The sequence below is a fragment of the Moorena sp. genome (assembly GCF_982860115.1).
Genome location: NZ_CEYLVT010000249.1, coordinates 1 through 10404 on the forward strand (window position 1 = coordinate 1; position 10404 = coordinate 10404).

Genomic DNA, 10404 nt, shown 5'->3' on the forward strand with positions numbered 1-10404 from the left:
AGAATTGAGAATTGAGAATTGAGAATTGAGAATTGAGAATTGAGAATTGAGAATTAGTTGATTCTTCATTCTTAATTCTTAATTCTTCATTCTTCATCCTTAATTCTTCATTCTTCATCCTTAATTCTGTATTGTTATTCTTTAGCACGGAAAATCCCAAAAACTGAGGTGAAGCCGTGCAAAAACGTACTACTGCCTACTGGCCCAATTTCCCCGTTACAGAAGAAGCCCGCTAGCTGAATATCCTTGATGTAACGGTGGAACATTTGGGAATCAAAATTAGGTTTACCGTAAAGCCCTTCTCCTCGCCCCAGACAGGAAAACATCAAAGCACCAGCAGCTTGAGTGGTGTTAGTTTGCTTTTGATAGTCCTCAAGAAGAAGTGCCAAGTCTTCCTCTGAAGTTTGAGCATCTCTGAGGTGGAACTGAATACGTTGACCGGGTCGAATCCGATCACCAATAGCGATCGCACCAATCCTCGGATCTACACCTAACAGATTGCGGATCAGAAAGTCTCCGGGTACCAGCTGTTGTTTAAACTCATCTCGGGCAACTCCCACAAAGAGTGAATGTTGTGCCAGCTTACGGTCTGCCTCATCCATACTTTGGATTAACTCGCGCAAAACCATTAATGGGGGATGGGATGCTGGCTCATCGTTGGTGATGTTGCCTTGTTCGAGAGCTGTCAATTCCAGCAGGATATGCTCGTCTGCTTTAGTCACCTGATAGGTTTCACCGATAGGACGACAACCTTGAGCAACAATGGTTTCTAATACAACATTGCCGCTTAGAGCAACCCCCACAGTTCCTTCATTGTAGAGAGACTTTGCCACTTCAGTCTGGTCTTTCAGGCAAAACAAGCCATTCTTAACCATCATAGAGCTACCACTAGCCTGTCCTCCTACCTTGACTGACCCTGGATAAGCATAATCCAACCCTTGGAGCAAATCGTTAATTCTAGATGACGAGGGGTCAGAGAATAAAATAAACTGGGGCTGCTCTTGGGGGGAAATGCCAATCAATTCCACCCAAGCATCAGGAGGACTATCCATATCTGGCAAGGCATCTCCAGAGATATGAAAGCTCTGGACACTAACATCAGGCAAACAGGCTAGGCTGAGGCTTAGGGCTGGTCCTCCCTCAACTTCCACAGGTAACCCATTGGTGTTCATCCCAATGATGCCACTCCCACCACAACCAATCAGCACGGGTAAAGACAATCGTTCCTGGAGCAGGGGGATGAGGCGAGGATACTCACTGGCATAGGCAGATGAGATGAACACCAGACCCAAATCTGCTTTTGAAGGCAAGGAATTTTCAAGGCAGTCTGCCACTTCGGCCACTGCCGCTTCTAATGATGCACGGGTTGATAGAGCATTTGCCCACTTGATCACATTAGCCATCTATATCTACCTATTTCACTCCCGATACCATTCCCTATTGAGGGAATTGGCCACTCCTCAAGGTTTTATGATAACGGTGAACTACCACAGACTTCCACTAAGCCTTACCTGATAATGAGCAGAGGATTTGTTGTGGGACACTAAAATTAATATAACGTAATCTAAGTTAGTGTTTATCAAAAAGCTAGGGTTAGCGCGGGAACGAAACTGTTTTTCTTAAGGCGCGCGGCTCCTTAAGAAATCTCCCTAGATCTGCCTAACTATCAATCTTTATTGCCATATTAGCCATCCCCTCTACTGCAATTTAAGGGTAACAATTCGTGTCGATAGTGGCGCTTATCAGACAGACTCCCTGAAATTCGCAGTTCCTCTAACTCGAAGTCCTTCCTCAAGTCAGCCATGGTAAGAAGGGTAATGGCTAAAGGTAACTTCCACCCCAACCACCCTATTAAGTTAGCCCGGTGCCCTTGACCCATTAAGAATTAAATTCCCGTGATTGTCGCACCGCTATGTCAAAATCTGTCGATTAAAAGGGGAATGGGTTAACAGTTCTAGAAGTGGTGTAAGCGATTAGGGGGTAAGGGAAAATTGGGAGAACCTTAAAAAATAAAGAACAAATTTGTGTTAAAGCATGTCTTTTGCTTTAACCTAAGAAATTAGAGTAGCTAATGGTAGCGCTCTTAGTTAATTCCCTAGTAATCTCTGGTTAATCCAGAATTTACTAGCTAAGATGCAGGTAATGGACATTAGTCCGCTGGTTGTAATGGTCACGACACCTACGAATCACCGCCAGTTCGTAGCCCTGTCCCTAGCAGTTAATGTCCCTAGTAGTTAAGGTGAGGGAAAAATGTGCTGCTAGCCCAACCACCCTTTACAACATTCCCGTTCCCGGAAGCGGGACGAAGTCCGGCAAACCTTACCCCTGATAGGAGTTGCACAAAACCTAAGCAACTAAGTCGGCTTGTCAACCAAATTACTAGTTATTAAGCCTCCTATCGTTAACAATTTTGCTAAGCGCGGTTGGTGACTACTACCCATCCTATCAGCAAAATACAAATAGACATAATCAAGTTATAAAAGCGAAAGACAGATGAGCGAATTACAAGAGAAAATAGATCAAGAGCGTGAACAAGCTAGAGCCGTTTGTGATGCTGAGGGGGCGACTTCAGACGAATGTGCAGTAGCTTGGGATAACGTAGAAGAACTACAAGCAGAGGCTTCCCATCAGCGGCAAAATACCGCGCCCAAAAACTCCCTTGAGCAGTACTGTGATGATAATCCTGATGCAGCTGAGTGCCGGGTATATGACGACTAGATTCTAGGATTGTTCTGGCAAATACTCTGAAAAAGGGTAGCAGGAAGGAATTCCCTGGTGCGCTTTCCGTGATGGGGAGCAATCCCTTGACCGTAGGTCAAGCGGGGCGCGTTCGCCATCATGGGTTGCACCGCTATGATGGTTTCCTCCTGCTACCCTTTTTGGTGCCGTTACTGGCCTGATGCTTTCCTTGGCTTTGTTTCTAGATTTCCAGTATGGGCATTGGTGAAATAACATAGATCAAGGTCATTTCGGCAACAAGCAATGCAAGATGAAATTATTCAATTACTGGTTTGGATGGACTACCGTTTGGCAGTTCTGTTCACAGTATTTATCCCCTTGACGCTGCTAATTTGGGCATTTTTCCAGAAAGCAGATGCGATGGTACGGCTGTTAATTATCTATTGGCGTGTTTCCAGTCTCCTAGCGATTACAGTTTACTTGTTGATTGTCGGTTGGCCGATTGCTTATGTGTCTGCTTTGAGCTCCCGTATTCTAATCCCGATCTCCCTGTGGTTTTGGATTGACTTGAATGAGGAGATTGATGATAGACCAGCTACTCCCTTGAAGCTAGCACTGACATCTTGGCGTTGGGCAATGACTATTTACTGTGCTCTGGGGACAATTGCCAGTATTCCATTTCTACGTTGTGCCTTTTTCCCAGGAGCAATCACATCTGGATTTTGTCAGGTGTTGAGGCAGCCGCCTTTGTTATTCAAACAGTATTTCCATGGTGGTTATACCCCTGGATTTTTGGGTTTTATGGGAATGGTGGGATTATTCTTTTATGTCCTTTACTTAAGCTATTTCGTTCTGTTTCGACTCGGCAAACAAGGACGATCAGCTATTGAACCATGAAATGGGTTTTGGCTTTGGATTTTTTAGGTCAGTAGCATCTTATTTGAGACTCCCCACGGCGTTTATGCCGGGGGAGTCTTGCTTCAAATGAAAACTCACAACTCACAGATGATGGATTCCATTGGTAGGCGTCTAGAACAATACACCATCAAACGCCCAAAAGAGGTATTGATCGTTACCGCACAGATAGCTGGTGAACAGGATCAAATTGCTATTTTTAAAGGTTTTTCCAGTTCTTTAATGCGCCCAACATCCTTTGACCCAGATGTAGCGGTCTTACCAGCACAGGCAAAGATCATTAGCATAGATCGAGTGGCTGCCCCCTATAATCCACAGTCTCCTCGTTATATTCAGCAAGGACTGAGTTTGGAAGCTATGGAAAAGTTGTTGGAGAATGCTGGTGTTTAATTCAACATCCTTGGCAGGTGGTGGCTGCTAAGTTCCAAGGGAGGAACGTAAATTTTGGTAAAGTTTTGCCCGAACGCCCTTGGGACCTAAGTGTATTTGGATCTAGTTAGTCAATTTTGATAAAGTCTTGCCAGAAGCCTAACAGGGCTAAATCTACTTTGATCTAGTTAGTCAATGGTTGAGTAAATCTTTGATAAAGTCTGGCCAAAGCGCTCACAGGGCTAAATGTACTTGGATCATAATCTGAATGTACTTGGATCATAATCTGATCACAAGAATATATTTGTTCACAAGCATGGGTTGGATGTATTGATGGATATCTACCAAAGCAAAATAAAGTGTTATTCTCCACTGTGAGTGTGTAATGTGAGGAAATAGAAATTATGGTTACATCCCCTGTCCGTATCCAGGGATGGAATAGTGCTGAGTTCTCATCGGAGAATCAGCCAATTAACTCCCCCAATGTCAGGTTACCTTGGCAACCCCTAACTCTACCCACAACCCCATTATTCGGCACCGATGGCATTCGGGGACGAGCAGGAACATTGCTAAGTGAAGATTTGGCTTTACAAGTGGGTTTCTGGGCTGGTCTTGTGTTACAGGAATACTCAGCTGTACCAGGACCGGTGATTTTGGGGCAGGATTCGCGCAATTCTAGTGATATGTTGGCCACAGCTTTAGCTAAGGGGCTGACTACAGCAGGTTTAGAGGTGTGGCACTTGGGATTATGTCCTACTCCTGGTGTTGCCTACCTGTGCAGTGCTACAAGTGCCATCGGGGGTGTGATGATTTCTGCTAGTCATAATCCTCCAGAAGACAATGGGATTAAGTTTTTTAGCGGGAAAGGCACTAAGCTATCTCAGGAGCTGCAAAAGCATATAGAAGCTGGATTGAGGGGTTTTACTGATCAGGGTGTAGTTAGTAAAACCCAAGGGAGGTATCACTATCGCCCAGGGTTGGTCACCGATTATGCCACAGCACTTCACCGTCCTCTGAAAGGACTGACGAATTTACATGGCATGAAAATTGTGCTGGATTTGGCTTGGGGGGCAGCAGTGCGACTCTCAGGACAAGTGTTTGAGCAGTTGGGGGCACAAGTGATCTGCTTACATGACCAGGCAGATGGCGATCGCATTAATGTCAATTGTGGCTCTACTCACCTCGAACCGCTCAAAGCTGCGGTAAAAGAATACCAAGCAGATCTTGGGTTTGCGTTTGATGGTGATGCAGACCGATTGATGGCAGTAGATGCCCAGGGTCGCGAGATCAATGGAGATTACATCCTCTATTTTTGGGGTCAAACCTTACGTGCTGCCCAAAAGCTACCAGAAGACCTAATGGTAGCAACGGTAATGGCAAATTTAGGATTTGAACGAGCCTGGAAGCAGTTGGGGGGTAAATTCCTACGGACAGCAGTCGGAGATCAGCATGTCCAAGCTAAAATGCTCCAAACTGGAGCTATGCTAGGGGGTGAGCAATCGGGACATATCATCTGTCACCATTATGGTTTGACTGGGGATGGCATGTTAACTGCTTTACATATAGCTTCTTTGGTGCGTGAATCTGGCATGACCTTAGCAGATTTAGTAGACCAAAGTTTCCAGACTTACCCCCAACTGCTGCGTAATGTCAGGGTAGAAGACCGAGAACGCCGACGTCGATGGCAAGAGTGTGAGGCCATCACGAATGCGATCGCAAAAGGGGAAGCCGCCATGGGAGACCAAGGTCGAATTCTGGTTCGTGCTTCTGGTACTGAACCCCTGATCCGGGTCATGGTCGAAGCCGCCAATTCTCAACTTGCTCACCACTGGACATCAGAGTTAGTTAATGTGGTTGAACGATCTTTAGCTAACTGATTAGCTAACTGATTGACCAAAATGCTTGCAGAACTCCTTGCCCATCTACAGTCAAAAACTAGATCGATGGAAAGCGTCAGGGAAAAGGCTTAAAAACCCTGAACTTAATACTTAATTGGGGTGCATAGGAAACTATTGGCAGTATTTTCGTGATAGTTATAGCTTACGAAATGCTTGATTACTTTCAAGGTTCCAATGACGCTATGGCAACCTCAAGCTAACATTAAAACTCCCGTTACTTTGACTAAATCAATCAGAGTAACGGGAGTTTTTTAGCTGTTTTTTATATCAACATAGGTTAATTATTTTAGTTTTCATAATTCCACTCATACCAAATCTGCTTCAATCGAAAGGCGTTGAGCAAATCAATTTGTGATGAATTTGGCTTATACAAGCTCCCTTGACAGTCGCGCAAACACCAATTAAAACTTGAACATGCCAAATTAGAAAATAATAACATCGATAGACAATGGGACGGTTCTACCATGGTCAAAAGTCGGTCAAAATCTAAGTCATCAAAGAAAGGGAAAACGCCATCTGAGACCACAACCTTAAATCTGAAGCAACAGTTAGCTGAAAAACGCCGAGCGCAACGGGCGCGTAAAGAAGTCATCCAAACTATTACTATGACAGCAGCGTTTGGAGCGATTATCGGGGTGTTGCTGGCTCTGGTGGTTGATCCTAAAGCTGGTGCAGCTGCAGTAGCTGGTCTGCCTTGTCTGGTTCTGTCCTATAAATATCCTCGCAAAGCACTTTGGGCATTCATGATCTATATGCCTTTTAGTGGCACAATAATTTACGCCATTGGCAATAGTCCATTGCTCCAGCTGGCTAAAGATGGTATCTATATCCCGGCTTTGATTGGCCTAATACAAGAGTGTAAGCAGCAAAGAAAACCGATCATAGTAGCCAAGTCCCTAATGGTACCCTTAGGAATTTTGTGTGCATCAAGTTTGCTGACACTTTTGTTTGCTAATGGTGCTCAGCAACTACTTCCCCCCTGTTCAGATTTACCAGGGATGCGTAGAGGTATAACCTGCGACGATGGACAGCCGATACTAATGGGAATTTTGGGTTTGAAAGTTTTTTTGGGATACATTCCCTTAATCTTTTGTGCCTACTACCTAATCCATAGCAAGAAAGAATTACTCTTTCTCTCAAGGATGTTCACACTTCTGGCTATTATGTGCTGTAGCCTCGCCTTTATTCAGTACATGATGCTCAAAACTGGTAGATGCGCTGGAACCCAATTCGGAGAAGGGTCTGAGTTATTCAAAGCTTCCCTAGATGCTAGATGTTTTGTGGGTGGGTCTTTACTGTATAGTCCTCAAGTGGGACAAATCCGGTTACCAGGAACTTTTGTTGCACCTTGGCAGTGGGGCTGGTTCCTGATTTCTAATGCCTTTTTTAGCTTTGCTACTGCTTTCAGCGACCCCTCAGGTCGTTGGCGGAGTGTTGGTTTAGCTGGCATGGCATCGGTTTTTGTTCTGGCAGTAGTCTCTGGTCAGCGGATTGCTCTGGCTTTGGTGCCAACTGTAACCGTAATCCTGATGGTTTTAACCGGTCAAGTCACTAACCTTAAACGGTTTTTACCTATTCTGGGAGGATTAGTGCTTTTATTGGGAATTGCTGCAACTGCTTTTCCTGAAGTAGTTCAGGAACGGATAGATAGTTTTATCGGTCGTTGGGAAGCTGCACCAGCGGATGATTTTATCCTTCATCAATTTGCTTTTACCTGGAGTAGACTAAGAGGCTCATTAATTGGTCTGGGATTAGGACGAGCGACCAACTCTGCTCGTGTTTTCGGTAAAACTAGTTTGGTAGAAACTTGGTTTCCCAAAGTAATGCATGAAGTTGGTCCGCTGGGGCTGCTGGCTTTTCTAATATTTGTAACTGCTATTACTGTACTTACCTTCAAGGCTTACCGCTCAGTGAAAAACAAGGATTTGCGGAGTATCGGTGCTAGCTATTGGGTATTTATTTTGTTTATTAGCTACCAAACCTATTACTATCCCTTGGATGTAGATCCAGTGGCAATCTATTATTGGTTGATGACTGGTATTATCCTCAAGTTGCCCGAAATAAATCGCCAAGAACAAGAGGAACTAGAGAAATTAGAGGCAGCACAGGAAAACGACCCTAAACTTAAAAAGAAAGGACGTATCAAGGCATCGAAAAAGGGAAAAGGTAAACGGCAAAAGGCAAAAGACAGGGTAAGGGCTATAAAAATTTAGTAAACATGTGATAGCGATGCAGCGCTGCCGTGGTTCCCCCCATGAGCGACTGCATCAAGAATAGAGCCATGATCATGACCATGTCAAGCCTTGATTTATAGAACTATTACACGTAAGTATTCAGCCGTCAGCCGTGAGCTAAAAGCTCACGCTACGCGAACAGCCGTCAGCCGTCAGCTTATTTTATTCAAAAGCTGTTCGGTGTAGCATTGGCTATGGGCATAAACTGTTCCGGTAGCGTGGCTACAGCGCTTTTGGCTGATAGCTGATAGCTGATAGCTGAATGCTTACTATTACACTTTTTTTAGCCAAGTTACACTAGCCCAAAACTATAAGTATTCAAGGGAACATAGTATTAGTCTAAAAACCAATCTTCCTTCCCAAACTATTCTAAAGACGTGGGAGGGTTTTCTGGTAAAAAAGCAATCGGTTTATCCATAAATAAAAAACTCTTTGGAACTCCTTCCTAATGCTCCCTGCTCCCTATTCCGGTGATCCACTGTTCCATGTTCCCTTTTGCCATCAATTCTATATACTTTAGTAGCAAACATAATTTATTTTCTGATTGTTTAATGAACATAGGAATTTTATACACCGGGGGCACTATTGGTTCTGTGCAGGGACCCGATGGGCTGTATCCACTGGATACCGTTGGTTTCCAAAAGGCTTTTGATGAGAATATTTTGCCGATTATTCAAAGTCAATATCCCGATTGTACGATTGGGTATATTGATATCGGGTTTGGCCCGAGTAACAGCACTCTCGACAGTACCAACTTGCAGCCCCAAGACTGGTGTACTATTGCGATCGCAATTTTGGAAGCCTACGATAGCTATGAGTCTTTTATTGTGCTCCATGGCACGGACACCATGGCTTGGACAGCTTCCATACTGTCGTTTTTGATGACGGGGCTGGATAAGGATGGTAACTATAACGCTTTGTTGAGCAAGCCGGTGGTTGTGACTGGGTCCCAACTGCCACTATTTGTAGAGAAAGCCGACTCTTCCTATACTGTACGGTTCAACACCGATGCTCTGCAAAACGTCTGTGGTGCAGTAACGTCCTGTTGTGAAGGTGTACCTGAAGTTTGTCTGTACTTTGATTCCACCTTAATGAGGGGCAATCGTACGGTGAAGACCAACGCCAGTGAGTTCAAAGCCTTCTCTACTCCTAACTATCCCAATATTGGAGAATATGGCTTAGACTTTGATGTCAACAACAAAGTAGTGCGCCCCTTACCAACAGACCCCTCCCTGGCACTCTCTGTCAAGGGCGAGCCTGCTTATGACGCTTTATCAGCTCAACTGACCTACATTAACGATCATATTAACAACACTACCGTTCTTCCCTTTTCGGCTTTCCCCGCCTATTATGATGTCTCGGCTGACCCCAATACCAGCGTACTTGGGGATATGCTAGCGGCCTGTATTAATCAGGGAGTAGATGGTTTAATTCTGGAGTCTTATGGGGCAGGGAATTTCCCTTCTGGCAATCCAGACACTCCTGAGAATGGGGCGATTTACAAAACTCTCGACGAAGCTGATAACAATGGTACCGTGATCGTTGACTGTACACAGGTTCTAAGCGGGACTGTTAATTCCCAGACTTATGCAGCAGGTTCCTGGCTGAGTCAGGTAGGAGCAGTTGGTGCCTATGATATGACCCCAATTGCCGCTGCAAGCAAGCTGACTTACTTAAAGCTGTTAGCTAAATACTATAACTGGAATCAATACAAGATTAAGGAACTGATGATGACCAATCTCGTGGGCGAGATTATGGATGTCAATGTTCTTGATGCCAGAGGAGAGGGCTTCTTAGCCCCTGGAGAAACTATTATGGCTCTCGATGGCACTGCAATTTTAACCAACAAGCCCGGAGAGGGTCCAGTCTTAACTGGCACTAGCTTAGAAGAGCCTTTCGTTTTCCTTGAGGATCCCAGCTCTGCCAAGTTGCCTGGTCAATTGCATATGCAACAAGACGGTCAATTAATCTTCTATGACCGGGATAACCAAGCCATTTATCAGGCAGGAGGCGAGCCAGATCCTGACACCCGCTCATCCAAGCTGATCCTAGAAGGTGAAACTACTGATGGTGGCACCAAGCTTTATATCGAGAATTACGGCAAAGAGCCTGTCTATATTTATCCCGAACCGATTTCCCCCGAGCAATCCGAGGGTAAGGGCAAGCATAAATCCCATGGTAAGGACAAGCATAAATCCAAGGGTAAGGGCAAAAATAAATAACATCAAGTCCGGTTGAATACCCATAATTAAAGGTAGATTGGGGCGGGGGCGCGGGGAGATGGGGAGATGGGGAGATGGGGAGATGGG

Annotated in this window: 7 protein-coding genes; 6 read left to right on the top strand and 1 reads right to left on the bottom strand. The window is 44.9% G+C overall.

The annotated features are described in order from the left end of the window. Window positions 1-134: 134 nt before the first annotated feature. Window positions 135-1403 (bottom strand): FIST signal transduction protein, encoded by a 1269-nt coding sequence (locus AC4II3_RS27875; RefSeq protein WP_488014306.1) that lies wholly within the window; start codon window positions 1401-1403, stop codon window positions 135-137. 1090 nt (window positions 1404-2493) lie between these two features. Between AC4II3_RS27875 and AC4II3_RS27880 the strand changes: the two genes are divergently transcribed. From AC4II3_RS27880 to AC4II3_RS27905, 6 genes are all read left to right on the top strand, one after another. Continuing rightward, window positions 2494-2718, top strand: a complete 225-nt coding sequence (locus tag AC4II3_RS27880; protein ID WP_488014308.1) for a CP12 domain-containing protein — start codon at window positions 2494-2496, stop codon at window positions 2716-2718. 264 nt (window positions 2719-2982) lie between these two features. Continuing rightward, on the top strand, window positions 2983-3576 hold the full coding sequence (locus AC4II3_RS27885; RefSeq protein ID WP_488014310.1) for a DUF3177 family protein: 594 nt from the start codon (window positions 2983-2985) through the stop codon (window positions 3574-3576). A gap of 111 nt (window positions 3577-3687) precedes the next feature. Next, the gene (locus tag AC4II3_RS27890) at window positions 3688-3984 is read left to right on the top strand and encodes a DUF7734 family protein (protein ID WP_488014318.1); all 297 of its coding nucleotides are present in this window, start codon (window positions 3688-3690) and stop codon (window positions 3982-3984) included. 383 nt (window positions 3985-4367) lie between these two features. Further along, a complete protein-coding gene (gene glmM / locus AC4II3_RS27895; RefSeq protein WP_488014312.1) occupies window positions 4368-5840 on the top strand; it encodes a phosphoglucosamine mutase in 1473 nt (490 codons plus the stop codon). A 485-nt stretch (window positions 5841-6325) separates the two neighbouring features. Further along, window positions 6326-8074, top strand: a complete 1749-nt coding sequence (gene hpsL, locus AC4II3_RS27900; RefSeq protein WP_488014314.1) for a hormogonium polysaccharide biosynthesis protein HpsL — start codon at window positions 6326-6328, stop codon at window positions 8072-8074. 572 nt (window positions 8075-8646) lie between these two features. Then, window positions 8647-10317: an asparaginase gene (locus AC4II3_RS27905; protein WP_488014316.1), complete on the top strand. Its 1671-nt coding sequence runs from the start codon at window positions 8647-8649 to the stop codon at window positions 10315-10317. The last annotated feature ends 87 nt before the right edge of the window (window positions 10318-10404 follow it).